The organism is Enterobacter sp. ECC-249, from assembly GCF_043965265.1.
Classification (GTDB): Bacteria; Pseudomonadota; Gammaproteobacteria; order Enterobacterales; family Enterobacteriaceae; genus Enterobacter; species Enterobacter quasiroggenkampii.
In genome coordinates, this window is the sequence record NZ_CP143660.1 from 3,400,927 (window position 1) to 3,424,948 (window position 24,022).

The 24,022-nt window shown below is 52.9% G+C and carries 22 protein-coding genes and 3 tRNA genes; 6 read left to right on the forward strand and 19 right to left on the reverse strand.

The window, feature by feature from the left end; genetic code table 11:
* The 7 genes from V1587_RS16300 to V1587_RS16330 all read right to left on the reverse strand — a co-directional run bounded on the left by V1587_RS16300 (position 1) and on the right by V1587_RS16330 (position 8,718).
* A complete protein-coding gene (locus V1587_RS16300; RefSeq protein ID WP_395314419.1) occupies positions 1-693 on the reverse strand; it encodes a hypothetical protein in 693 nt (230 codons plus the stop codon).
* Positions 694-695: 2 nt separating this feature from the next.
* Complete coding sequence (locus V1587_RS16305; protein WP_395314420.1) at positions 696-1,400, reverse strand: hypothetical protein; 705 nt, start codon at positions 1,398-1,400, stop codon at positions 696-698.
* 2 nt (positions 1,401-1,402) lie between these two features.
* Entirely contained in the window at positions 1,403-2,098 is a 696-nt protein-coding gene (locus V1587_RS16310; protein WP_395314421.1) for a hypothetical protein, read from the reverse strand.
* A gap of 215 nt (positions 2,099-2,313) precedes the next feature.
* Positions 2,314-3,009 (reverse strand): hypothetical protein, encoded by a 696-nt coding sequence (locus V1587_RS16315; protein WP_371899325.1) that lies wholly within the window; start codon positions 3,007-3,009, stop codon positions 2,314-2,316.
* Between the two features lie 2 nt (positions 3,010-3,011).
* A complete protein-coding gene (locus V1587_RS16320) occupies positions 3,012-5,153 on the reverse strand; it encodes a DUF3274 domain-containing protein (RefSeq protein WP_395314422.1) in 2,142 nt (713 codons plus the stop codon).
* Positions 5,150-7,669, reverse strand: a complete 2,520-nt coding sequence (locus V1587_RS16325) for a type VI secretion system Vgr family protein (RefSeq protein WP_371899327.1) — start codon at positions 7,667-7,669, stop codon at positions 5,150-5,152. Before V1587_RS16325 ends, V1587_RS16320 begins: the two co-directional genes overlap by 4 nt.
* 380 nt (positions 7,670-8,049) lie before the next feature.
* Positions 8,050-8,718 carry a YecA family protein gene (locus V1587_RS16330; RefSeq protein WP_371899328.1) on the reverse strand — a complete coding sequence of 223 codons (669 nt, stop codon included), beginning with the start codon at positions 8,716-8,718 and terminating at the stop codon, positions 8,050-8,052.
* Between the two features lie 424 nt (positions 8,719-9,142).
* Between V1587_RS16330 and V1587_RS16335 the strand changes: the two genes are divergently transcribed.
* The 5 genes from V1587_RS16335 (at position 9,143) to V1587_RS16355 (ending at position 14,149) form a co-directional block, all read left to right on the forward strand.
* Entirely contained in the window at positions 9,143-10,264 is a 1,122-nt protein-coding gene (locus tag V1587_RS16335; RefSeq protein ID WP_023312277.1) for a branched-chain amino acid ABC transporter substrate-binding protein, read from the forward strand.
* A gap of 99 nt (positions 10,265-10,363) precedes the next feature.
* Positions 10,364-11,278, forward strand: a complete 915-nt coding sequence (locus tag V1587_RS16340) for a branched-chain amino acid ABC transporter permease LivH (RefSeq protein ID WP_109845204.1) — start codon at positions 10,364-10,366, stop codon at positions 11,276-11,278.
* Positions 11,279-11,289: 11 nt separating this feature from the next.
* Positions 11,290-12,564, forward strand: a complete 1,275-nt coding sequence (livM, locus tag V1587_RS16345; protein WP_371899393.1) for a high-affinity branched-chain amino acid ABC transporter permease LivM — start codon at positions 11,290-11,292, stop codon at positions 12,562-12,564.
* Entirely contained in the window at positions 12,561-13,436 is an 876-nt protein-coding gene (locus V1587_RS16350) for an ATP-binding cassette domain-containing protein (RefSeq protein WP_371899330.1), read from the forward strand. Before livM ends, V1587_RS16350 begins: the two co-directional genes overlap by 4 nt.
* A complete protein-coding gene (locus V1587_RS16355; RefSeq protein ID WP_371899331.1) occupies positions 13,433-14,149 on the forward strand; it encodes an ABC transporter ATP-binding protein in 717 nt (238 codons plus the stop codon). The genes V1587_RS16350 and V1587_RS16355 overlap by 4 nt, the downstream gene beginning before the upstream one ends.
* 279 nt (positions 14,150-14,428) lie before the next feature.
* Here the strand turns inward: V1587_RS16355 and V1587_RS16360 are convergent, their stop codons facing one another.
* The 7 genes from V1587_RS16360 to uvrY form a co-directional block, all read right to left on the reverse strand.
* Positions 14,429-15,106: a DUF2076 domain-containing protein gene (locus V1587_RS16360; protein WP_371899332.1), complete on the reverse strand. Its 678-nt coding sequence runs from the start codon at positions 15,104-15,106 to the stop codon at positions 14,429-14,431.
* Positions 15,107-15,408: 302 nt separating this feature from the next.
* A tRNA-Leu gene (locus V1587_RS16365) sits at positions 15,409-15,495 on the reverse strand.
* Between the two features lie 11 nt (positions 15,496-15,506).
* Positions 15,507-15,580 (reverse strand) — tRNA-Cys (locus V1587_RS16370).
* Between the two features lie 46 nt (positions 15,581-15,626).
* Positions 15,627-15,702: transfer RNA gene (locus tag V1587_RS16375), tRNA-Gly, on the reverse strand.
* 152 nt (positions 15,703-15,854) lie between these two features.
* Positions 15,855-16,403, reverse strand: coding sequence for a CDP-diacylglycerol--glycerol-3-phosphate 3-phosphatidyltransferase (gene pgsA, locus V1587_RS16380; RefSeq protein WP_023336158.1), 549 nt, complete (start codon positions 16,401-16,403; stop codon positions 15,855-15,857).
* Positions 16,404-16,459: 56 nt separating this feature from the next.
* The gene (gene uvrC, locus V1587_RS16385; protein ID WP_395314423.1) at positions 16,460-18,292 is read right to left on the reverse strand and encodes an excinuclease ABC subunit UvrC; all 1,833 of its coding nucleotides are present in this window, start codon (positions 18,290-18,292) and stop codon (positions 16,460-16,462) included.
* The gene (uvrY, locus tag V1587_RS16390) at positions 18,289-18,945 is read right to left on the reverse strand and encodes a UvrY/SirA/GacA family response regulator transcription factor (protein WP_013096026.1); all 657 of its coding nucleotides are present in this window, start codon (positions 18,943-18,945) and stop codon (positions 18,289-18,291) included. Before uvrY ends, uvrC begins: the two co-directional genes overlap by 4 nt.
* A gap of 466 nt (positions 18,946-19,411) precedes the next feature.
* Here uvrY and V1587_RS16395 point away from each other — a divergent pair, with 466 nt between their 5' ends.
* Positions 19,412-19,636 (forward strand): DUF2594 family protein, encoded by a 225-nt coding sequence (locus V1587_RS16395; protein ID WP_008500345.1) that lies wholly within the window; start codon positions 19,412-19,414, stop codon positions 19,634-19,636.
* A 67-nt stretch (positions 19,637-19,703) separates the two neighbouring features.
* Here V1587_RS16395 and sdiA read toward each other — a convergent pair whose 3' ends face one another.
* The 5 genes from sdiA to tcyJ form a co-directional block, all read right to left on the reverse strand.
* Complete coding sequence (sdiA, locus tag V1587_RS16400) at positions 19,704-20,426, reverse strand: transcriptional regulator SdiA (protein ID WP_371899334.1); 723 nt, start codon at positions 20,424-20,426, stop codon at positions 19,704-19,706.
* 221 nt (positions 20,427-20,647) lie between these two features.
* A complete protein-coding gene (tcyN, locus tag V1587_RS16405) occupies positions 20,648-21,400 on the reverse strand; it encodes an L-cystine ABC transporter ATP-binding protein TcyN (protein ID WP_371899335.1) in 753 nt (250 codons plus the stop codon).
* Positions 21,397-22,065, reverse strand: coding sequence for a cystine ABC transporter permease (gene tcyL / locus V1587_RS16410; protein WP_014884380.1), 669 nt, complete (start codon positions 22,063-22,065; stop codon positions 21,397-21,399). Before tcyL ends, tcyN begins: the two co-directional genes overlap by 4 nt.
* Positions 22,066-22,086: 21 nt before the next feature.
* On the reverse strand, positions 22,087-23,073 hold the full coding sequence (dcyD, locus tag V1587_RS16415) for a D-cysteine desulfhydrase (protein WP_371899337.1): 987 nt from the start codon (positions 23,071-23,073) through the stop codon (positions 22,087-22,089).
* A gap of 107 nt (positions 23,074-23,180) precedes the next feature.
* Positions 23,181-23,981 (reverse strand): cystine ABC transporter substrate-binding protein, encoded by an 801-nt coding sequence (gene tcyJ / locus V1587_RS16420; protein WP_023336163.1) that lies wholly within the window; start codon positions 23,979-23,981, stop codon positions 23,181-23,183.
* Between the last annotated feature and the right edge of the window lie 41 nt (positions 23,982-24,022).

Sequence of the window (24,022 nt, forward strand, 5' to 3'; positions counted from 1 at the left end):
TTATTTCCCCATGTCCATGTCACAACGCATATGGTCCCAACCGGTGTCCCCCTTCACTTCGGGCACCTTGTCCGGCTGATCCTGCCAGTTGGACTGAAGTTCCTGAACTGTTCCTTTAAGCCCTTGCTTAGTCATATAAACCATTCCCCAAGCCCACCCCCCAGAACCGGGCTTAATATATCCTTTTGTTAAATCGCCAAGTTTATATTGAATCCCCGCCCCCCCAGGCAATAAACGAGGGTCATCGAACGGCTTTGACGACATATACAACCTGTGTTTAGTTTGTAAAAATCCCTGATCGTTAACGACGGTGAAGGATACTGCGTCTTCCGCTGGCGCTCGGTTATCACCATTCGGTTCATTCCCCGAAGGAGAAAAACCTACAGTCTTCCAGGTTTGCCCATAATCTTTGGAAACCATAAATCCATCCACCTCCCAGTTTGGAACAGCAATATAGCGCCGGGATGGGTGTTCAAACTTTTTAGTGAATATCCGGTAAAATTGAAAAAATGGCTGAGAGTGAATCCCTCGTTCTGTGTCCGTATACCAGAGTTCACCTTCACAGTCCCAGCCCTTCAACTCCAGATAACGATGGTCATCGAACCGGTACACTACCTGCGTTGGCGGCTCTGAAGCCTTGCAACCTGCGGCCACCAGCAACAGCGCGGTCAGGCATGAATAAAGTCCTTTCATGGCTATCTCCCTGCATCCATATTGCATTGCATATGGTCCCAGCCGGTATAATCTTTCACTTCCGGTACTTTATCGGGTAAGCCCTGATAGTTAGCCTTAAACTGGGCTGTATCCTCTTTCAGACCTTGTTTAGTTATGTAGTCCAGCCCCCATGCAGGGCCAGCATTGCTTGGCTCCAGCTTGCCGTTTACCTTACCTCCCATACCGTCATCCACGATGTATTCAATCCCAGGACCACCAGCGGCAAGGTGCGGGTCGTCAAACGGTTTGGACGACATATACAGTCGATGTTTGGTCTGCAAAAAACCCTGATCGTTGACCACTGTGAAGGAAAGAACATCTTCCTGCTGTGGGGCATTCATTCCATTAAGATCATTTTCACCAGGGGAAAACTGTGCAATTTGCCAGGTCTGCCCATAATCTTTCGAAACCCTAAATCCACCAACACCCCAACCAGTTATTGCAATATATTTCTCAGATGGATGGACATATTTTTTGGTAAATATCCGGTAAAACTGGCTGACAGGCTCCGTGTGGATACCCCGCAGTGTATCCGTGTACCAGAGTTCACCCTCGCAGTCCCAGCCCTTCAGCTCCAGATAACGATGGTCATCGAACCGGTACACTACCTGCGTTGGCGGCTCTGAAGCCTTGCAACCTGCGGCCACCAGCAACAGCGCGGTCAGCAATGAATAAAGTCCTTTCATGGCTATCTCCCTGCATCCATATTGCATTGCATATGGTCCCAGCCGGTATAATCTTTCACTTCCGGTACTTTATCGGGTAAGCCCTGATAGTTAGCCTTAAACTGGGCTATATCCTCTTTCAGACCTTGTTTAGTCATGTAGACCATCCCCCAAGCCCAACCAGGTGAGCGAGCCTCCAATATTTGCTCTGTTCCATCATCCAGTTTATAGGGAATCCCTGGACCATTAGCTAATACACGAGGATCTTCAAATGGTTTGGATGACATATACAGCCTGTGTTTAGTCTGTAAAAATCCCTGATCGTTGACGACAGTGAAAGAAAGAACGTCCTCATAAGGCGCGTAATTATCGCCGTTAGGTTCATTTTCCCCTGGTGCAAATTGTGCAAGTTTCCATGTTCGACCATAATCCTTCGAAACCCTAAATCCATCAGCCCCCCAAATAGGGATAGACATATATTTTTCTGAAGGATGAATAAATTTACGGGTGAAGATCCTATAAAACTGTAAATAAACTTGAGAATGGATAGCCCTTTGCGTATCGGTGTACCAAAGCTCTCCTTCGCAGTCCCAGCCCTTCAGCTCCAGATAGCGATGATCGTCAAACCGATAAACCACCTGCGTCGGCGGCTCTGAAGCCTTACAAGCTGCCGCAAATAAAACGAAAATAGTAATAACTCCTACACATAGTCCTTTCATGTCTTATCCTTTAGCCAACTGGCTGTCGCTTTTAGGTTTCGGCATTTCCCATTTCAGCAGCTTTATTTCATGGAAATCTCCAGGCCTGACAGTTCCCGTCTCAATATCCATCAGTCGTCAAATCGGTAAACCACTTGCGTCGGTAGCTTTTCTGCCTGGCAGCTTGCAGCCTTTAAAAAAACGGTGACAGCCAGCTGCACATAGTCCTTTCATGGCTATCTCCCTGCGTCCATATTGCACTGCATATGGTCCCAGCCGGTATAACCTTTCACCTCCGGTACTTTGTCGGGTAAGCCCTTCCAGTTTGTCTTATACTGCTGCGTACTATGTTCCAATAGCTGTTTAGTCATGTAGACCATCCCCCAAGCCCAACCAGGTGAGCGGGCCTCCAATACTTGCTCTGTTCCATCATCCATTTTATAGGGAATCCCTGGACCATTAGCTAATACACGAGGATCTTCAAATGGTTTGGATGACATATACAGCCTGTGTTTGGTCTGTAAAAATCCTTGATCGTTGACGACGGTGAAAGAAAGAACGTCCTCATAAGGCGCGTAATCATCGCCATTTGGTTCATTAGGTCCAGGGGCAAACCGCACAGAACTCCAGGTTTGCCCATAATCTTTAGACACAATAAAACCCCCCGCCCCCCAGCCAGTGATTGCTATATACCGCTCCGATGGATGGATAAATTTACGGGTAAATAATCTGTAATATTGGCTAACAGGCTCAGTATGGATACCGCGTTTTATATCCGTGTACCAGAGTTCCCCTTCACAATCCCAGCCTTTCAGCTCCAGATAACGATGATCATCAAATCGGTAAACCACCTGTGTTGGCGGTTCTGAAGCCTTACAAGCAGCCGAAAATAAAACAGCAGTAGTAATAATCCCTACACATAACTCTTTCATGTTTATCCTTTAGCTAACTGGCTGTCACTCTTGGGCTTTGGCATTTCCCATTGCAGCAGTTTTATTTCCTGGAAATCTCCCGGCCTGACAGTTCCCGCCTCAATATCCATAAGATTACGCGGACGAGGCCGGATACCGGCATAATCGTTTTCAACCCCAAAATCACCTTTTGGTAGAATGTCATCAGGCTTGTTCATAAACCATTTAGTTTGCGGTTCATCCAACTTGCCAGTCCGATAATATTCTTTAGCAGCAGGAAAACCATTCAACGGATCACGCCAGTCAGCACGATGTAACAAGCTTTCCCAGAATTTACCGGCTTTGTAGTCAAACGACTTACACTGACCAATTGCAAGGTCGAATGCCATCGCGTGCGATGGCGCGAACTCACTCATGACAATTGACGAATGCTGGCTGTAGCTTACCGGGTCAGTTTTTTTCCATTCTTTTTCAAGTTCTTCACGGGTTTTCAGCCAGGTAATGGACAACACAGGATATTCTTTAGAACCAGTAACTTCCCCGTGAATAACGGTATGCTCCCGGTCATGGCTTTCTACATTCAGTTCATCTGGTGTTAAAACATGCCCAGGCTTACAGCTAATACGCTGATAACTGTTAAGCATATACATCGCAGAATCCGTGCGCTTGGTGGCACTGGCTTTAGCCGAATAGGATATGTAGGCATCCGGGCTATCCGGATCGATATAATACGTATACGGCTTGTCACTCGTTTTAGGGTCATTATCCGGATGGTTATCCTGACCCTGTAGTTTGAAAATAAAGGGTTCCGGCAATTCTTCACCGTTTACCACTACGTCATGGGCGCGGTAGCTGGCATTCGGGAGAAACGCATATTTTGCATCCCCCTCTTTTCGTTGTGGCAACTCAAAGGGTTTAGTGTCAGGTGCTTTCCCGACTTCGCCGTGCTGATAAAAAACTCGCTGGAACAGGTTAGGAATGCCATCTGCAATTTTCTGAGGGATCCCTCGCCAGCCAAATCCCTGTACATTTTCCAGCGATACAACGCCATCATTTGGACAGAAGTAGTTATACACTTTACCGTTATTGTTGCGTCCATAGCGATCATCAGCTCGCAACGGATTATCAGAGGGTTTGCGCAGCGTACAGGAGGCTTCCAGGGTCAGTAATTCATCCTCGCCTAATATCCCTCCCCCTTTCCACTGCGTATGCATCAGGCTACAGAAATTTTTGAATGTCTTCTGCCTGGCAGCATCCGTCTGTTGGTATCCGGGCTGAATATTTTCAGCCACGCGGGACTCCAGTGAATAAGGGGAATGGTTCAGAATGACGCAGTTAACTGGATCATATCCCGCCTGCTTCACCAGCATATTTGCCAGCATGGTGATAATGGTGCCCTGGCTGTGAGCCACCACATTAATCACATCTTTCGTTGTAGTAGGTTCACTTCGAATCTGAATAATCAAATCTGCAAGACGCTGGGCAGCAAAAAACTGGTAAATACGGTGCGGGTTTTCATAAATGGGGTGAGTGTAATCCCCGTCGTTCATATGCAGTGATGCAAATCCCGCCGCTGCCACCCCAAAACCTCCAGCACCTGGCCCCAGCATATCGGGAATGTTGGTAGTCGCATTGGCAAACGTCCCGCCACCTTTTGCAAAATTTGAATCAAGACCATTCTTGAGGCTGTCATTCTGGTACTTAAACGAACCCTTACCGTCATTACCCAGCGCGGCCTTGTTCGTCTCGTTATCTTCCTGATAGGCGTCATACGGCAGATGGGCACCGGAAGACAGTTTTCCGACTTCATCCCTATATCGCTTCTGATCTGCAACGTAATCCTCATGCGTTACCGGCTTGTACCCCCAGTAAAACGGGATAACAGGCGAACGGCCAGGATGCGCAATTCTGTATTCCCCCCACTCATGCGCGTAAAAATCCTGACGATTAAGACGCTTACTCAGTCCCGCAAGAATACCCTTTTCCTGATTCTGATACGCCTCACCCACGTCATTCACCCCGTGGACCAGAATTACAATTCCCGGCATCGGGCGCGGCACGCCAACGCGACGGGTCTGGGCCACCTCCCCCAAATCTTTGTGTACCGGAATATCCCCTTCTGATATGACCCGTGAGGCGTACGGGCTTTGTCTGGCTTCCGTCATTCCATTAACTCCATTTTGTAGGTGTCCAGGTCATCGGCATCGAGCAATGATGAGTGGCCGTTGCTGTCCGTCACGCCTTCCACCACTTTCCCGGCAGTGCTGGTCAGCCTGAATTTTTTGTTTGCGAGAATTTGCTCCGGGTCGTCTCCGGCGTGCAGCTGGTAGCGGAGTTTAAACGCGCCCTGATTGAACGGCGGGACCGTGACCTGTGCGCTTTCCGGGCCGTCATACTTCAGATTTGGCCCTTTCAGTTCGATTCCTGTTGGCGAGAAGATGGTGACCAGTCCGTTTGGACTGACGCGTATTCCGCCACCGCCACAGACCAGCTGTATGCCTTGCTTGGCGCTGCCGTTCAGTTGCCCGGCGGTACTCGCCATCGTGAAATCATTCTGCGAGAGCATATGCATGGCACCGCGCTGGGCCTGCGTCGTGATATCCCCGGCCCCGGCAATCATCTGAATGCCGAGCTTGCGGACAAACAGAGAAAGTTTTTCCCCCACGGCCAGCGAGAACTTTTTCACCACGTTTAGGCTGGTATCCTGGCCTGCTGTTGCGATCAGGTCTTTCCCGGCGGATAGCTGCAGACTGTCCGGCGTGACGTGCGCCTGACCTTTGTCGGCATAGGTCAGCAGGCCCGCGCCGGTAAGGTTAGTCAGTGTCTGGCTCAGTTGACTTTGCTGATCGGTTTCTAAATTACTGGCCCCGGCTGTCAGTGCGCTTTGTTGCAGCGTGATTGCCAGCGACAACGCTTTCTCCAGCTGCGCAATGGCGGCCGTCATATCCAGCTGTTGGCCCTGCGCGCGGGGCTGGGCCTCTGTGGTAATGAGTACCCCTTTGGCGGCACGCAGCGCCATCCAGTCATCAGTGCGGGCTTCCACGCCCTGCCCGCGTTTTTTCCCCGTGGCATCGACCAGGTGGCCGACGCTGACCTGTCCCTTGCCGTGCTCTGTGGAAATCTTGATATGTTCCTGCCCGCGCCGGTCCTCCAGGCGGATTTTGTTCGAAGCAGCAGTGCGGATCACGTTGCGGGTGTCGTTGCGGTTTGTGACCAGATCAGGGTGCTTGCCGTCATGCATGACATGCGCAATAAAGGGCCGGTCCGGATCGCCGCCTTCAAAGGCTACAGCCACTTCTGTGCCGTCCAGCAGCGGGAAGTGAAAACCAAACACATCCCCACCGTACGGTCTGCCTAAGCGCATTAGAGCACTTTCAAAGCCGTCACGTTTCTCGTCGAGGTCAAAATCAAACTTCACGCGGTAGCGGCCATGCGCATCGACTCCGGCATACGTGTGATCCCGATTGATGGCCGCCACGTGACCGGGTACCGTACCGGCTATCACCGGGCGCGGCAGATAGTCCGGACGGTAGCTGTAGCCGTTCAGATAAGGGATCCCCTTCAGGATGGCGCGGTAGTGCTGTGCGCGACTGCCGGATAGCGTCATTATGGTCACAAGATATCCGGACTTGAACCCGTCAGGAATATCCCCTGTCGGGTGAAACATCACGCCCGGCAGCAGTTCCGGATCGCTGGTTGTCACCCCCAGTACGCTCTGTTTGTTCAGCAGGCGTTCATAACGCAGGCGTGCGTAGAACGAGGCTGTTTCTGCCTCCTGGCCGTAAAAGTCACCTGCAGCCAGAAAGTGATCGGCGTAGTGGTACTGTTTTCCGCGGGTTATCCCGTGAGGAATGTCGTTCCCTGCAATGGTTTTATCCGCCTGTGGGGAAAACGAATCGCGGTAGTTATATGTGCGGACCAGTACATTTTCGGGGATGAGCTGGTACTGCTCTTCGAATTCGGTTACATACTCTTCATGACTGGTCATGCCGGAATGGCGGACGTATGGCAGCTGCTTATTGCTGAAAACATAGCGGCGACCACCGTCACCGAAAATCACCACCGTTTCACCTTGTACCTTGTCGTGATTTTCAAAGCGGAACCAGATCCCGACTTCGGCCAGTAGACGGCGGATAAACTGTAGATCGGTTTCCTTCCACTGGATAATCATTTCGCGGCTGGGGTAGTTGTGGCTCAGTTGATCAAAATCGATGTTGTAACCCTGAAAATGCCCGCTCTCCTTCATCAGCTTCTTGACGAGCTCAGGCACTGTCATGTCCATGTACACGGCTGAACGGTAATTCCGGTCCAGCAGCGCCAATTCATGCTCCAGCACGCACTCATACAGGGCTTCATCAGAGGACGACTTCAGACGGGAAAATGACGTGATCACGCCATTAATCTGGCGCACCGGCAACCAGGATTCCTGATTGTGCCAGGTCGATTTCGCTTTCGGGTCAGGCGCGCGCAGAATAAATTCAGCCATCTGGTTCAGAACGTCTTTGACTGCAACGTTCGGATTTGGACTGGAGAAGCGAATGGTGTAACGGTAGGGCTTACTGAGTTCTTCTTCCCCGCAAAACGAATGAACATCCGGTGAAACGGTTTTACTTCGTGGGAAATACAGTAAATAACGATTCAGAGTATCCTGTTGTTGAACCGTGTCTGATTGTCCTGCCATCGTCAAATATCCTTTTGATCAATCGAGAAGATTAATCAAAATATACGCCTGGAGACCACTCATTAAAACATTATTTCGCAAAAAGGGATAAGAGATTTAATTCATTCAATGCACAAATAAACACAAAATAAACATTCATGAATTAAATGAAAAGATAAAATAAATACCAGAAAGAAATATGACAATATCAGAATACAAATAAGAATCTCAAGGCGTATAGATCAATGATATTCGGTGAGCAACGATAACATTGAGCTTATTCACGTCTGATACGCCTGGCCATATAAGGGGCCTCGACGGCCCCTTATCTCGGTCACAGGTTAAAAACGTATTATTTTCTACTGGTCTTAAGGTGAACGAACCAAAGCCACAAAAATGTATCAGTGCAAACAGCAGCTCTTAAACTTCTTCCCGCTGCCGCAAGGACACGGATCGTTACGCCCGACCTTCGTGCCGTTCACAATCGGCTTCTTCGCTTCCGGCTGCTGCGGGTTGTTCGCCCAGTAGTTATACAGGCGCAGCGCCGCAGGCTGGATGCTCTCGATGCTGGCGATATACTCCTCTTCGGACAGTTCATCCAGCTTGTCGCTGTTCTCTTCTGTACCGTGCAGCGCAATCGTATCAAGATCGGCCTTCAGAGATTCCGGCAAGGCTGACCAGTCCGTCAGCGCCGCGCCGCGCATATAGCCGTAGCACCACTCTTCCACCACGGTATAGCTCTCACCGTCCACGTCGTTATAGCCAAACATCGGTTCGAATTGATCCGGGTATTCGCTCAGGCGCTCGGCAATATCGTTCATGTGCTTAAAGCAGAGATCGATAAAACGGTTCATCTCACGATCGTTTTTCCAGCGCGGAATGTACTTCTCGCCACCCCAAACCGCCACCAGCCAGGCATCTGGCTCAACGACAACAGAACCGGAAAGCACTGCGGTAAGCATGCCGTCCAGTTCGGACACGTCAATCACGGACGCGTCATCATGACCGTAAGACATTAACGTCTCTTCAAGCCACGCCATCTCGCTTTCATTCAATGGGCCTTCAGTCATCGCTGATACTCCTGCAAAAAAGGAAACGATCCTAACACATAACTCACGCCTCTCCGGGCTGAAGTTTAGGTCTTTATTGCTGCAAAAACGTGCAAACCGTGACCTTTGCACAACTTATGGGCTTTATTGTTAACGATATGTGATCTCCGCTGTAATTTCTTCTCCTCCCGCAAGGCGGCATAACGCGGCGCTCTATACTCAAACATGTCACAAGCCCGTCAATGGGTTAACCATTCTGGCAACGTTTTTGCTTAATGTTCTTCGCGCGACGCTGCGCAGGGATACCTCGCCGTATATGCAGGATGCCGTCTGTATCTTGTTCGTTTAGTGCATTTTGTTCTTGCTCGTGTTTCGGATTGGCTGCGCCGTCGGTCGTTCGGGTTTACGCCGTGGTGCAAAAACCTCTTTGCTAAGGAACATAATAATGTCGCTGAAATTTATCAGAACTCCTCTTTCTCTTGTGCTGGCCGGTTGCCTGGTGACGGCGTTTTCCGCCCGGGCAGATATTGTGATTGGCGTGGCCGGGCCGTTCACGGGACCGAACGCCACCTATGGCGATCAGTACTGGCACGGCGCAACCCAGGCCGCCGAAGACATTAATGCCGCCGGCGGCATTAACGGTGAGAAGATCAAACTGGTTCAGGGAGATGACGCCTGCGAGCCGAAGCAGGCCGTCGCCGTCGCCAACCGATTAGTTGACCAGGATAAAGTCAACGCCGTGGTCGGCCATTTCTGCTCCTCTTCAACAATGCCCGCCTCCGAGGTGTATAGCGACGCAGGCATTATTGCGATTACCCCCGGCTCAACTAACCCGCTGATCACCGAACGCGGCATGAGCGATATGTTCCGCATGTGCGGCCGCGACGACCAGCAGGGTCAGGTTGCCAGCGACTTCATCATCGACAAGCTGAAGGCCAAACGTGTGGTGATTATTCACGACAAAGACACCTATGGTCAGGGTCTGGCTGACGCCACCAAAGCGGCGCTGGCGAAACGCGGGGTTCAGGATGTGATGTACGAGGGGTTATCCCGCGGTGAAAAAGACTTTAACGCGCTGGTCACCAAGATCGGCGCGCAAAAACCGGACGTCGTGTTTTTCGGTGGCTGTCACCCGGAAGCCGGACCGCTGGTTCGCCAGATGCGTGAGCAGGGCGTGCAGGCGAAATTCTTCTCCGGGGACTGTATTGTCAACGAGGAGATGGTCACCGCGGCGGGCGGCCCGCAGTACACCAACGGCATTTACATGACCTTCGGTAAAGACCCGCGCCTGATCCCGGACGGCAAAGCGGTTATCGAGAAATTCCGCGCCGGTAAATTCGAGCCGGAAGGTTACACGCTTTACTCCTATGCCTCCGTACAGGCCATTGCCGCGGCCTTCAAGGCCACCGGCGGCAAGGATTCTGCCAAAGCCAGCGAGTGGCTGAAGGCCAATTCCGTCGACACGGTGATGGGTAAAAAAGCCTGGGACAGCAAAGGCGATCTGAAGGTCTCTGACTACGTGGTTTACCAGTGGGACGACAAAGGAAAATACAAGGAAGTTCAGTAACGGGACGGAGTCACGCTCAACGTCGGCGGGCCTGCCCGTCGGCGCGTAATAAACATCAGGCTGCGCGTATCGCGCAGCCTATAAAACGAGCGCGCTAAGATGAGTACATTCTTCCTGCAACAGTTAATCAATGGCTTAACGCTGGGTTCCGTCTACGGCCTGATCGCCATCGGCTACACCATGGTGTACGGCATTATCGGCATGATTAATTTCGCCCACGGCGAAGTGTATATGATTTCCGCCTATCTCTGCGCCATTGGCCTGGCGCTGCTCTCGTTCTTCGGCCTGCAGTCGTTCCCGCTGCTGATCCTCGGCACGCTGGTGTTCACCATTGTGGTCACCGGGGTGTACGGCTGGACTATCGAGCGTATCGCCTACAAGCCGCTGCGCAACTCCACGCGCCTGGCGCCGCTGATCTCCGCCATCGGGATGTCGCTTATCCTCCAGAACTACGCGCAGCTGAGCCAGGGCCCGCGCCAGCAAGGGGTGCCGACCATGCTGGACGGCGTTATTCGCCTGCATCTGGGCGACGGGTTCGTGCAGATTACCTACACCAAAGTGTTTATTCTGGTTGCCTCGTTTGCCGGCATGCTGGTGCTCACCTGGATAATCAACCGTACCCGCCTGGGGCGGATGTGCCGCGCGGTCCAGCAGGATCGTAAGATGGCCTCCATTCTGGGCATTAACACCGACCGGATTATTTCGCTGGTCTTTGTCATCGGCGCGGCGATGGCGGGCCTGGCGGGTGTGCTGATCACCATGAACTACGGCACCTTTGATTTCTACGTCGGGTTCGTGATCGGTATTAAAGCCTTTACTGCAGCGGTACTCGGCGGCATCGGCTCCCTCCCGGGCGCCATGCTCGGTGGCCTCATTCTCGGCGTGGCGGAAGCGCAGTTCTCAGGCATGGTGAACTCAGACTATAAAGACGTCTTTTCGTTCGGCCTGCTGGTCATGATCCTTATTTTCCGTCCCCAGGGCCTGCTTGGGCGCCCGATTGTGGCCAAAGTGTGAGGAAGAGAATGATGACATCACACGGTTTTTCACTTAAACGCTGCATTCTGGACGCTGTTTTTTCAGGGCTTATTGCGTTGATAATCTTCGGCCCCATCGCGGGCGTGGTGCTGGACGGGTACAGCTTTAACTTCGCCGGACAGCGGCTGGCCTGGATGGTTGGCATCGTCATGCTCGGGCGTTTTCTGTTGAGCGCTTTTTTAGGTACCGCTGCCGGGGCCCGTTTCCAGGCGCGCTTCGAGGCCGATAGCGCGGGCGTATATGTCAGGCCAGCGGATTACAAAAGCCGCATGCGCTGGATTATTCCTCTGGTGATTGCTCTTGCGGTTTGCTTCCCGTTTGTCGCCACTAAATATGTGCTGACCGTCGCCATCCTCGGGCTGATCTACGTGCTTCTCGGCCTGGGGCTGAACATCGTCGTGGGCCTGGCCGGTCTGCTGGATCTGGGGTATGTCGCGTTCTACGCGATTGGGGCGTACGGCCTGGCGCTGGGATACCAGTATCTCGGCTTAGGCTTCTGGAGCATGCTGCCGCTGGCGGCAATCATGGCCGCCGCCGCAGGCGCCCTGCTCGGCTTCCCGGTACTGCGCATGCACGGTGACTATCTGGCCATCGTCACCCTCGGATTCGGGGAGATCATTCGCCTGATACTGAACAACTGGCTGACCTTCACCGGCGGACCTAACGGCGTGTCGGCCCCTCCCCCCACCTTTTTCGGCCTGGAATTTGGACGACGGGCGAAAGAAGGCGGCGTGCCCTTCCACGAGTTTTTCCACCTGACCTATAACCCGAACATGAAGTTTATCTTTATCTACGCGGTGCTCTTTCTGGTGGTGATGCTGGTGCTCTACATCAAGCACCGCCTGACGCGCATGCCGATTGGCCGGGCATGGGAAGCCCTGCGTGAAGACGAAATCGCCTGTCGCTCAATGGGGTTGAATCATGTTCTGGTCAAGCTTTCCGCCTTTACGCTGGGCGCGTCGACCGCGGGCATTGCCGGGGTGTTCTTCGCCACCTATCAGGGGTTCGTGAATCCAACCTCCTTTACCTTCTTTGAATCGGCACTGATCCTCGCCATTGTGGTGCTGGGCGGTATGGGCTCGACGCTGGGCGTGGTGCTGGCCGCCTTTGTGCTCACGGTCACGCCGGAGCTGCTGCGCAGTTTTGCCGAGTACCGCGTCCTGCTGTTCGGCATGCTGATGGTGGTGATGATGATCTGGCGTCCACGCGGTTTGATCCGCATTAACCGCAGCGGGTTTGCCGTGCGTAAGGGCGTCGCGCCATGAACGAAACGATATTACGCGTTGAGCATCTGATGATGCATTTTGGCGGGATTAAGGCCCTGAATGACGTCAACCTGGAGGTGCAGCGCGGCTCCATTACCGCCCTGATTGGGCCAAACGGGGCGGGAAAAACCACCGTCTTTAACTGCCTGACGGGGTTCTACAGAGCCTCCGGCGGCAGCATTTTATTTAATACCCGCCATAAAACGACCAACGTTATTCAGGTCCTTGGACAAAAATTCCAGCCCGGCGACTGGATTAACCCCGCGCAGCTCGGGCAGCGTCTGTTCTACAAAATGTTTGGCGGAACCCACCTGGTCAACCGTGCCGGGCTGGCGCGCACGTTTCAAAATATCCGTCTTTTTCGCGAGATGTCGGTCGTGGAAAACCTGCTGGTCGCGCAGCATATGCGGGTGAACCGCAATCTGCTCGCCGGGATCCTGAATACGCCGTCCTACCGGAGGGCGGAAAGCGACGCCCTGGACAGAGCCTTTTACTGGCTGGAAGTGGTGGATCTGGTGGAGTGCGCCAATCGCCTGGCGGGAGAGATGTCGTACGGCCAGCAGCGGCGTCTGGAAATTGCGCGGGCAATGTGCACCGGGCCGGAAATGATCTGTCTGGATGAACCCGCCGCAGGGCTGAACCCGGTTGAAACGCACAAGCTGAGCGGCATTATTCGCTTTTTGCGGGATCACCACGACATCACGGTATTACTGATTGAGCATGATATGGGGATGGTGATGGAGATTTCGGACGACATTATCGTGCTCGACCACGGCGATGTGATTGCCAGGGGTAAACCCGAGCAGATCCAGCATGACGAAAAGGTCATTGCTGCCTACCTGGGCACGGACGAAAGCGAGGTCACCCTATGAACGAACCGCTGCTGGCTTTTCGCGAGGTGGATGTATTTTACGGCGTGATTCAGGCGCTGAAGCAGGTCTCTCTTGAGGTGAATAAGGGGGAAACCGTGGCGCTGATTGGCGCAAACGGCGCGGGTAAATCGACATTGCTGATGTCCATCTTCGGCCAGCCCCGTATCCGCAACGGACAGATCCTGTTTAGTGGTGAAGATATCAGCCATAAATCCACCCACTACGTCGCGTCCGGCGGCATTGCGCAGGCGCCTGAAGGCAGACGAATCTTCCCGGATATGACCGTTGAAGAGAACCTGCTGATGGGGACCATCCCCATCGGCAGCCAGTTTGCGGCTGAAGATATGCAAACCATGTTTGACCTCTTCCCTCGCCTTAAAGAACGACGCAAGCAGCGCGCGATGACTATGTCCGGCGGGGAGCAGCAGATGCTGGCGATCGCCCGGGCGCTGATGAGCCGTCCGAAGCTGCTGCTGCTGGATGAGCCCAGCCTGGGCTTAGCCCCGATTGTGGTGAAGCAGATCTTCCAGACGCTGAGCGAGCTGGCCCGCAGCGGCATGACCATTTTTCTGGTGGAGCAGAATGCGCATCACGCGCTGAAGCTCTCGGACCGCGGATATGTGATGGTTAACGGGCAGATCCGGCTGAGCGGCAGCGGCGAGGAGCTGCTGGGCAATCAGGAGGTGAGGAAGGCGTATTTGGGCGGGGTGTGATGTGATATCTGCCAAATGGGCTGATTCCATGATGAATCACTTCGGCACATACGGGATAGAAGAACTGGAGGATACGTTAGTCGATATCGCCTCTATATTTGGATTACTTCCGGCAATTCTTACAGGTTTGTTAGTAAGAAAAGCCGTAAAAAGAATGTGATTTATGAGCCTTCAGGCTTAGCCTCGAAGGCTTTTTTGACCCGGAAAAGCAAAACCCCTAATCATTGGATGTCCAACTTTCGGGGTTCACTTCATTTCTGTGGTTTCACGATAGCGTCGTTAAATAAAACTGTCGTCGTCATTGCTGTAGTCGTCATCAATATCGTCGTTCTGCCAGGCGTCGTTATTATTGCCGAACGGATCGTTCTGGTTGAGGAAACGGGTGTCAGAGACGTTATTAAAGTCGCCGTATTGATTGCCGACAAACGGTTCACCGCCGACGGGCATTGTCGGTTCTTCGATGATGTTCACGATCTCTTCCGGCCGCGACTGATGGAACATGCTGGTAAGCATCTCGGCAAGCGCGATGCCACCGGCCACACCAGCGGCTGTCTGGAGCGCGCCAGCCATAAAACCGCCGCCGCGAGTAGCTGGCGCTGGCGCCCGAGAGTAATCCTGCGCCGGTGGCTGTTGCGGCTGGGTATTCCAGCTGTTGTCAGGCTGCGGGTTACTTTTCGCGCCACCAAACAGGCCGCCGAGGAAACTGCCGCCCGTCGAGGGTTTGCTTTTTTGCGCGGCTAATTCGCTTTCAAGCTCCTGAACCCGGGCCTGCAGGCGTTTCAGCGCCGCTTCCTGAATCAAAATCGACTGAGCCATATAGTACGGGGCCGCAGGCTGCTGTCTGACGAATTCAGCGATCTGACGCTCTGCATCTGCATCCCGTTGGCTGTTTTGTTGTCCGGCCTGTTTCAGACGTTCGAAAAGGCCGTTGATAAGCTGCTGTTCTTCATATTGCATGACAATAACCTTCCGCTCTCCAGGATGGATACCAGCCAGTTTATCAGCGGCTGCAACCTGTGTCTGGCGAGTGAAATGTTTGTTTAAGATTGGTTGCAGGTTAGCTAAAAATCGCCCTGCTTGCTGGGCTTGCTGTTAGAGAGTTAGGCTTAACGTTCTGGTATAGCAGCAAATTCTCGGGCACAGCACGATCGTGATGACGATGAGACACGCTCACCTCGCGCTAAACCAGAGGCACAAAAAAACCACCTTTCGGTGGTTTCACGACACTGCTTATTGCTTTGATTATTCTTTGTTTCCCATGGTAGCCGGAGTGGGACTTGAACCCACACAGCGCGAACGCCGAGGGATTTTAAATCCCTTGTGTCTACCGATTCCACCATCCGGCCAGGGAAGAAAGTGGAGGCGCGTTCCGGAGTCGAACCGGACTAGACGGATTTGCAATCCGCTACATAACCGCTTTGCTAACGCGCCGTAAAACTTTTCAAAATGACACCCGCTACTGCGCATGTCTTTAATCTGGAGCGGGAAACGAGACTCGAACTCGCGACCCCGACCTTGGCAAGGTCGTGCTCTACCAACTGAGCTATTCCCGCATGTCATCAAGTAAACATCTAACCACTTGATTTCATTATCGTCCGGCTGACTGTGCCGCCGTTCGATGCGTTGCATTCTACTGATATGACGTTATGAGTCAACGTTATTTTTTGCATACCCGGATCGTTTGCTGAAATTTACGGCGAAACGATCACTGATCAAGCAAATCCCCGCGCGCGGCGTTCAAATATTGCAGCATAGACCACAGCGTCAGCACTGCCGCCACCCACAGCAGACCAATTCCCGCCCATTCAACCCAGGCATTCGGACGCCAGAGCATCCAGACCAGCGCCGCCATCTGAGCCGTCGTTTTCACTTTACCGATCCACGAGACCGCCACGCTGCTGCGTTTCCCCAGTTCAGCCATCCACTCGCGCAGCGCAGAGATGATGATCTCGCGGCCGATCATGGTTGCCGCAGGCAGCGTCACCCACCAGGTGTGATAGTGCTCGGCCACCAGAACCATCGCAATCGCGACCATCACCTTATCCGCCACCGGATCGAGGAAAGCGCCAAAACGGGTGCTTTGGTTCCAGCGGCGGGCCAGATAGCCATCAAACCAGTCGGTGACCGCCGCGATCAGAAAGAGCAATGCGCAGGCAAAGGGCGCCCAAACAACCGGCAGGTAAAACGCCAGCACAAAGAACGGGATGAGTACAACACGAAAAAGAGTGAGCAACGTAGGGATATTATATTGCATAGTGACGGTAACTATTTGTTGTCAGTAAAATTTAGCTCTATGTTGCTACAGAGCCCTCAATGTTTCAACGAGTAGTAGATCTTTTCTGCCAGCCCTTGCGAAATACCCGGCACTTTTGCAATTTCCTCCATGCTGGCGTTGAGTAATCCTTGCAATCCGCCCATATATTTCAGCAGCATCTGGCGACGTTTTGGCCCCACGCCTTCGATCGTTTCCAGGCTACTGGTATTTTTCACCTTCGCTCGTTTTTTACGGTGACCGCTGATGGCGTGATCGTGCGATTCATCGCGAATATGCTGGATGACGTGCAGCGCCGGGGAGTCAGGCGGCAGGCTGAAGCCCTCTCCTTCCGGCTCGAAGAACAATGTCTCCAGACCGGCCTTACGATCGGCCCCTTTTGCGACGCCCAGCAGCAGTGGATGGTTTTTATCCCAGCTGACATCAAGCGATTCAAATACCGCTTTCGCCTGGCCGAGCTGCCCTTTCCCGCCGTCAATCAGGATCACATCCGGGATCTTGCTCTCTTCTATGGCTTTACCATAGCGACGACGCAGCACCTGATTCATCGCCGCATAGTCGTCACCCGGTGTGATCCCGGTGATGTTATAGCGGCGATACTCAGCGCGCAGCGGGCCGTTAGCATCAAACACCACGCAGGACGCTACCGTCTGTTCCCCCATCGTATGGCTGATGTCGAAACACTCCATCCGTTTCACTTCCGGCAGCTTCAGCAGCGTCGCCAGGGCCGTTAAACGCTGGTTTACCGTCGACTGCTGCGACAGCTTAGTGGTGAGTGCCGTTGCCGCGTTGGTTCGTGCCAGCTTCAAATAACGCGCACGATCGCCGCGCGGTTTGGTTTGTACATTGACCCTACGGCCCGCCAGTTCAGAGAGCGAATCGGCCAGCAGGGTTTTATCGTCAAGATTAAAATCGAGCAGGATCTCAGAAGGCAGCGTGCGCATCTGGCTTCCCTGCAGATAGAACTGGCCGACAAAGGTTTCCACCACTTCACCCAGTTCAGTACCGCCGGGCACTTTCGGGAAATAGCTGCGGCTGCCGAGCACTTTGCCCTGGCGAATAAACAGCACGTGTACGCAGGCCATCCCGGCGTCAAAGGCTACGCCGATGACGTCGAGATCGTCACCGGTATTCGAGACAAACTGTTTCTCAGTAACTCTGCGCACCGCCTGGATTTGGTCACGGATACGCGCGGCCTCTTCGAACTCAAGCGCGGCGCTGGCTTTTTCCATCCGCGCGATCAGCTGCGTTAAGACCTGATCGTCTTTTCCGGCTAAGAACAGACGCACATAATCCACCTGCCGGGCATACTCTTCTTCACTCACCAGCCCGGCCACGCACGGCCCCAGGCAGCGCCCAATCTGATACTGCAGGCACGGGCGCGAGCGGTTACGGTAAACGCTATTCTCACACTGGCGGATCGGGAAGATTTTTTGCAGCAGCGCCAGCGTTTCACGCACGGCATAGCCGTTAGGGAACGGCCCGAAATATTCACCCTTCGCATGTTTCGCACCACGGTGCATGGCAAGGCGCGGATGGGTGTCGCCGCTCAGAAAAATAAACGGGTAGGATTTATCATCACGCAACAGGACGTTATAGCGCGGCTGGTAGAGCTTTATATAGTTGTGCTCAAGCAGCAGCGCTTCTGTCTCGGTGTGCGTGACGGTGACATCAATATTCTGAATGAGTGAGACCAGCGCTTCGGTCTTACGGGAGGCCAGGTTGCTGCGAAAATAGCTGGAGAGACGTTTTTTAAGATCTTTTGCCTTCCCCACGTAGATAACCGTACCGCCAGCGTCATACATGCGATAGACGCCAGGCTGGCTGGTTACGGTTTTCAGAAATGCTTTTGAATCGAACACATCACTCACTGACTTAACAACGTCTCCGCATTACACAAACCATGTCGGATGGCCAGATGCGTCAGTTCGACATCACCATGAATGTTCAATTTACTGAACATCCGGTAACGATAGCTGTTGACCGTTTTCGGGCTGAGATTCAGCTGTTCCGAGATCTCATTCACCTTCTGACCTTTGGTGATCATCAGCATAATCTGCAATTCACGCTCAGACAAACTGGCAAAAGGTGATTCGGTTTTCTCAGGCTCGATCTGACTCAGTGCCATCTGCTGAGCGATGTCGGATGCAATGTAACGCTGTCCGGCAAACACGGAACGGATAGCATTGACGACTTCCTGCGGTGCAGCACCTTTACTCAGGTAGCCCGCTGCCCCCGCCTGCATCACTTTCGCGGGCAGTGGGTTTTCGGTATGCACGGTCAGCATGATGACTTTTGTATCAACAAAGGTACGCGCGATTTTGCGTGTTGCCTCAAGACCACCGATACCGGGCATGTTCATATCCATCAGTACCACATCGGCGGAGTTGGTACGGCACCATTTTACCGCATCTTCGCCACAGCACGCCTCACCGGCAACTTTAATACCTTTAATATCTTCAAGAATGCGTCGTATCCCTGCGCGCACCAGTTCGTGGTCATCAACAAGAAGGACGTTGATCAAAGGAAATGTCTCCAGAATAGGGATAACGCTACTGAGTGATAATTTGGTTTATATTAACGGTTTTCCTCACAAGATTAAAACGTTAAAAAACCGGCTATTCGATTTTGCTCTCGTTTTTGGAAATTAGACTGTACAGTCCGTGGAAAGAGAGACCATGCATTCAGGGCTTTTGCAGCTTTTTTTAAGCATCTGTATTCAAAAAGTTACAAAAAACTTGCAGGCTTTCCCTGCAAAAAAACAGCTCTCAAATTTTTGTAACAATAATTAACGACAAGCGAACCGGGCATCAGCAATTAATAGCCTTTAACAGCGGTTAAGTTTACCGGTACGTTCTGTTTACGCAATTAAACATCCGCGTAAAAGTACAAAAAACAACCGCTGCATTTTTTGCTTCAGCTTGTGGTATACTCCGCCGCCTTGACTTTCGTCGTCGCGCTTTAGCGCCGTTTAATAATGAGGAAAATAAATGAGCACACCTGAATTTGCCACTGCGGAGAATAACCAGGAACTGGCACAGGAAGTAAACTGCCTGAAAGCATTGCTAACGCTGATGCTGCAGGCGATGGGCCAGGCGGACGCCGGTCGTGTGATCATTAAAATGGAAAAACAAATCGCGGAGATGGAAGACCAGGCTGAATCTGCGGTATTTGCGAACACCGTTAAGCAAATCAAACAAGCCTACCGCCAGTAACAAAAAAACGGCTGGATGCAGTGCATTCAGCCGTTTGCTCGTCTGTCACGCAGAACGTATTATCCTGTCAGATCAGACCCGTTGCCGCCGCGTAGCACGCAATCTGGGTTTTGTTTGGCGCGTTGAATTTCTTCTGCATATTTTTTTGATGGAAGTTAACGGTATTCTCAGAGATAGAGAGAATGATCGCTATTTCCGCTGACGTCTTCCCTTCCGCAGTCCATTTCAGAATTTCACGCTCGCGCTTGCTGAATTTCATTTCGGGCGGCATGACCATTTCATGGTCAAAACGCATCAGAGAGGTTAAGGCCATTTGCACCAGCATTTGCAACCGCAGTTCTATTTCCTCATGAGCTAATGGCCCTTCCTGCACACGCGTACGAGAAACTGACAGGAAGCCGAGCGCATGATTCGGCAGCATCAGGCACTGCGTTATTCCCGCGCGTAAACCGTGGTCCTGGGCGCTATGCCATAATTCCTGCGCCTCAGCGAATAATGCGTCTGTCCAGGGGAGATGCCCCTGAATGAAATTCTCCGGTTTTAAAACCGGATCGATCGCGAAATAGTTCGCGGATTGATATTGCGCCATCCACAGCTTGGGGTAAGTGGTTTGCAGGGAGATCTTGGGGCGGGTAAATGGCACGGGATGTCGCACGCAGAGCGCGTAATAATCGAATTCCAGCGCCTGAGTTTGTCGCTCCAGCTCCTCATATACCTCGGCGGCACAGGTCAATTCCTGAAACCGGAGGGAGCAATCCCGTCGCCAGGTGAAAAAGTCTAAATCCTTCATACTTACTAAATGAAGCCTCTGAACAGATAATCATTATTATGGTGAATATAACCTAACACATAAAACTTTTTTCTAACTACAAAATATCGGCATTAGCACAATTAACTTTACTATCGATAAAGCTTATCCAGGCCGGATGGAATAAAAAAACAAACCACTGCCCCCGAGGGGAGAATAATTTGCTCCAGCCTAAATTTCTGGAGCAAATTAGTGCAAAAATGCTACTGCATAAGGAATTTTTCAAGGAACTGACGGGTTCGCGGCTGTTGAGGGTTGGCGAACAGGCTTTTCGCCGGCCCCTGCTCCACAATTCGCCCCTGATCCATAAAGATGGCTCTGTCAGCAACATCGCGCGCAAAGCTCATTTCATGGGTCACGATCACCATCGTCCGTTTTTCCTTCGCCAGCTGGCGAATGGTGTTCAGCACCTCCCCCACCAGTTCCGGATCGAGCGCAGAGGTCGGTTCATCAAAAAGGATCACGTCAGGGCGCATAGCCAGCGCGCGCGCTATCGCCACGCGCTGCTGTTGCCCTCCCGACAGACGGCGCGGATAGCTGGTCTCTTTCCCCGCTAGCCCGACTTTAGCGAGCAGTTCGCGCGCGCGCGCCGTCGCGTCCTCTTTCGGCTCACCTTTTACAATGACCGGCCCTTCAATGATGTTCTCCAGCACCGTACGGTGCGGGAAGAGATTAAAGTTCTGGAAAACGAAGCCGACATGCTGGCGCAGGCGGCGAATCAACCCTTTCTGCTGGCTGATGGATTTCCCGGTATCAATCGTTATCTCCCCGACACGGATGGTGCCGCCTTCCGGCTGTTCAAGCAGGTTAATGCTGCGCAGAAGCGTCGTCTTTCCCGAACCGCTCGGACCGATAATCGCCACCACTTCACCCTGCTCTACTTCAAGATCGATCCCGTGGAGCACCGTTTGACCGTGGAATTTTTTCACCAGGTTTTTGACGTCGATAGCACTCATTTTGGATCACGCTCCTGGCGGTTAAGCTGGTTTTCGAAGTAGTTTTGCAGAGCAGACAGCACCGTCGCCATCACCCAGTAAATCAGCGAGGCGGCCAGATACATGGTAAAGACTTCAAGCGTGCGCGAAGTAATGAGCTGTGCCTGACGGAACAGTTCCGGCACCTGAATCGTTGCCGCCAGGGAGGTATCTTTTACCAGGCTAATAAAGCTGTTGCTGAGCGGCGGAAGCGCCACGCGCGCCGCCTGCGGCAGAATGGCCCGACGCAGCGTCTGCCATGGCGTCATCCCGATACTGGCCGCCGCTTCCCACTGCCCTTTGTCAATGGAGGAGATGGCCGCACGCAGGGTTTCTGACGTGTACGCCGCGGTATTAAGCGACAGACCAATCATCGCTGCGGGGATCGGATCCAGCTCGATACCAAACTGCGGCAAGCCGTAGTAGATCATAAAGAGCTGGGCGATGAGCGGCGTACCGCGAAACACGGAAATATAAAAGCGCGCCAGCCAGCGCACCGGCAGGATGGGCGACATGCGCATCAAGGCCAGCACAAATCCCAGAACCAGCCCGAAGAACATCCCGCCGATACTGAGCTGTAACGTAAATACCGCACCTTTCAGCAGATACGGCAGAGAATCAATAACCAGTTGAATACTTTCTTGCATTATTATTTTTCGACCTGATTTTTAGACATGAGGATGGTAGGCAAACAGCGCAGGCGCTCCGCCGGTATGGACAAATAAAATCGGCCCTTCATCCTTAAAGCGTTTCTGCGCAATGCCGTCGATCAGTCCGGCCATCGCTTTGCCGGTATACACCGGATCGAGCAGGATCCCCTCGAGACGCGCCAGCAGCTTCACCGCCTCCATGCCCTCTTCGTTAGGCGTGCCGTAACCCGGCGCAAAATAGTCGTCCCAGAGCAGAATATCCGCCTTTGCCTTCAGCTCCAGCTGCGCGGCCACAGCCTGCTGTAAAGTGACCACTTTCGGCTTCTGATCTGCGACGCTGCGGGACACCGTCACGCCAATCAGCTCGACGTCCGGCAGCAGTTGTTCCAGCCCCACCGCCAGCCCGGCATGCGTGCCCGCACTGCCGGACGCGACAACCACGGAGGAGAGGCTCACCGCGCCCTCGCACTGCTGGGCGATTTCCAGCGCGCTTTCCACATATCCCAGCGCACCCAGCGCGTTCGAACCGCCAACTGGGATAACGTAGGGGCGGAAACCCTGCGCTTCCAGGCGCGTTGCCAGCTCGTCGAGCTGGGCGGTCGGGTCGGTCAACGCATCTACCATTTCGACCTGCACGTTAAACAGGTCCAGCAGCAGGCGGTTGCCGTTGGTCAGATAGTTTTCTGCCCGCGTGCCAATCGGGTTTTCCAGCAACGCCACGCAGTGGAGCCCGAGTTTCGCCGCCACGGCCGCCGTCTGGCGAACGTGGTTTGACTGGATAGCCCCGGCAGTGATGAGCGTATCCGCGCCTTCGCGCAGGGCATCCGCCGCCAGAAACTCCAGCTTGCGCAGCTTGTTGCCCCCCATCGCCATCGGCGTCACGTCATCACGCTTAATAAAAATATCGCGCCCTAAATAATCGGAAAATCGCGGCAGGTACTCCAGCGGCGTCGGCGCGCCGATAAACTCCAGGCGGGGAAAGCGCGTTAAATTCTGTAATGGCATGGATGCTCCGGTAACTCTGACAAAATGTGATATTTTTCATTATGCACGCAGACGCGTAAGAAATAAAAAAGGCGCTTTTAAAAGCGCCTTTTTTTTACGGCAGAAACTTATTTCGTAACGTCTGCACCGAACCACTTCTCAGAGAGTGCTTTCAGGCTGCCGTCTTTTTGCATGTCAGCAATCGCGGAATCAATCGCTTTGACCAGGTCTTCGTTACCTTTACGAACGGCCACGCCTGATTCCTGACGAGAGAACGCATCACCCGCTACGGCCAGGGTATTGTTGGTTTTCTTCACCAGATCCAGCGCTGCCAGGCGGTCAACCAGAATGGCGTCGATACGGCCCACGCGCAGATCCTGGTATTTCGTCGGGTCATCGTCATAGGTGCGGATATCCACGCCCTGCACGTTCTGGCGCAGCCACTCTTCGTAGTTGGTTCCCAGACCGACACCGACTTTCTTCCCTTTCAGGTCTGCGGCAGTTTTAATCCCGCCTTCGTTACCTTTCTTCACCAGCGCCTGAATACCGGACACGGTGTACGGCGTAGAGAAGTCATACTTCTTCTTACGCTCGTCAGAAATGGTCACCTGGTTAATGACCACATCAATACGTTTGGAATCCAGCGACGCCAGCATACCGTCCCATTTGGTCGGTTTCAGTGACGCTTTAACGCCGAGGTGCTTAGCCAGCTCTTCAGCAAACTCCACTTCAAAACCGGTCAGCTTGCCGTCATCGCCCTGGAAGCTGAACGGAGGATAGGTTCCTTCCAGCCCGACCAGAAGCGTACCGCGCTCTTTTACTTTATTCAGCAGGTTTTCTGCGGCGAACGTTTTCACGCTCATGCCCGCAACCAGCGCAACGGCCATAACACCCATCAGCGCCTGACGACCCAGAAGTGCAAATTTCATAAATACCCCGATATAGTGGAATTTTTACGTAGTGTAGAGAA

Excerpts from the sequence above, each read along its gene's own strand:
- V1587_RS16300 (WP_395314419.1), bottom strand. The coding sequence starts at position 693 with ATGAAAGGACTTTATTCATGCCTGACCGCGCTGTTGCTGGTGGCCGCA.
- V1587_RS16305 (WP_395314420.1), bottom strand. The coding sequence starts at position 1,400 with ATGAAAGGACTTTATTCATTGCTGACCGCGCTGTTGCTGGTGGCCGCA.
- V1587_RS16310 (WP_395314421.1), bottom strand. The coding sequence starts at position 2,098 with ATGAAAGGACTATGTGTAGGAGTTATTACTATTTTCGTTTTATTTGCG.
- V1587_RS16315 (WP_371899325.1), bottom strand. The coding sequence starts at position 3,009 with ATGAAAGAGTTATGTGTAGGGATTATTACTACTGCTGTTTTATTTTCG.
- V1587_RS16320 (WP_395314422.1), bottom strand. The coding sequence starts at position 5,153 with ATGACGGAAGCCAGACAAAGCCCGTACGCCTCACGGGTCATATCAGAA.
- V1587_RS16325 (WP_371899327.1), bottom strand. The coding sequence starts at position 7,669 with ATGGCAGGACAATCAGACACGGTTCAACAACAGGATACTCTGAATCGT.
- V1587_RS16330 (WP_371899328.1), bottom strand. The coding sequence starts at position 8,718 with ATGACTGAAGGCCCATTGAATGAAAGCGAGATGGCGTGGCTTGAAGAG.
- V1587_RS16335 (WP_023312277.1), top strand. The coding sequence starts at position 9,143 with ATGTCGCTGAAATTTATCAGAACTCCTCTTTCTCTTGTGCTGGCCGGT.
- V1587_RS16340 (WP_109845204.1), top strand. The coding sequence starts at position 10,364 with ATGAGTACATTCTTCCTGCAACAGTTAATCAATGGCTTAACGCTGGGT.
- livM (WP_371899393.1), top strand. The coding sequence starts at position 11,290 with ATGACATCACACGGTTTTTCACTTAAACGCTGCATTCTGGACGCTGTT.
- V1587_RS16350 (WP_371899330.1), top strand. The coding sequence starts at position 12,561 with ATGAACGAAACGATATTACGCGTTGAGCATCTGATGATGCATTTTGGC.
- V1587_RS16355 (WP_371899331.1), top strand. The coding sequence starts at position 13,433 with ATGAACGAACCGCTGCTGGCTTTTCGCGAGGTGGATGTATTTTACGGC.
- V1587_RS16360 (WP_371899332.1), bottom strand. The coding sequence starts at position 15,106 with ATGCAATATGAAGAACAGCAGCTTATCAACGGCCTTTTCGAACGTCTG.
- pgsA (WP_023336158.1), bottom strand. The coding sequence starts at position 16,403 with ATGCAATATAATATCCCTACGTTGCTCACTCTTTTTCGTGTTGTACTC.
- V1587_RS16395 (WP_008500345.1), top strand. The coding sequence starts at position 19,412 with ATGAGCACACCTGAATTTGCCACTGCGGAGAATAACCAGGAACTGGCA.
- sdiA (WP_371899334.1), bottom strand. The coding sequence starts at position 20,426 with ATGAAGGATTTAGACTTTTTCACCTGGCGACGGGATTGCTCCCTCCGG.
- tcyN (WP_371899335.1), bottom strand. The coding sequence starts at position 21,400 with ATGAGTGCTATCGACGTCAAAAACCTGGTGAAAAAATTCCACGGTCAA.
- tcyL (WP_014884380.1), bottom strand. The coding sequence starts at position 22,065 with ATGCAAGAAAGTATTCAACTGGTTATTGATTCTCTGCCGTATCTGCTG.
- dcyD (WP_371899337.1), bottom strand. The coding sequence starts at position 23,073 with ATGCCATTACAGAATTTAACGCGCTTTCCCCGCCTGGAGTTTATCGGC.
- tcyJ (WP_023336163.1), bottom strand. The coding sequence starts at position 23,981 with ATGAAATTTGCACTTCTGGGTCGTCAGGCGCTGATGGGTGTTATGGCC.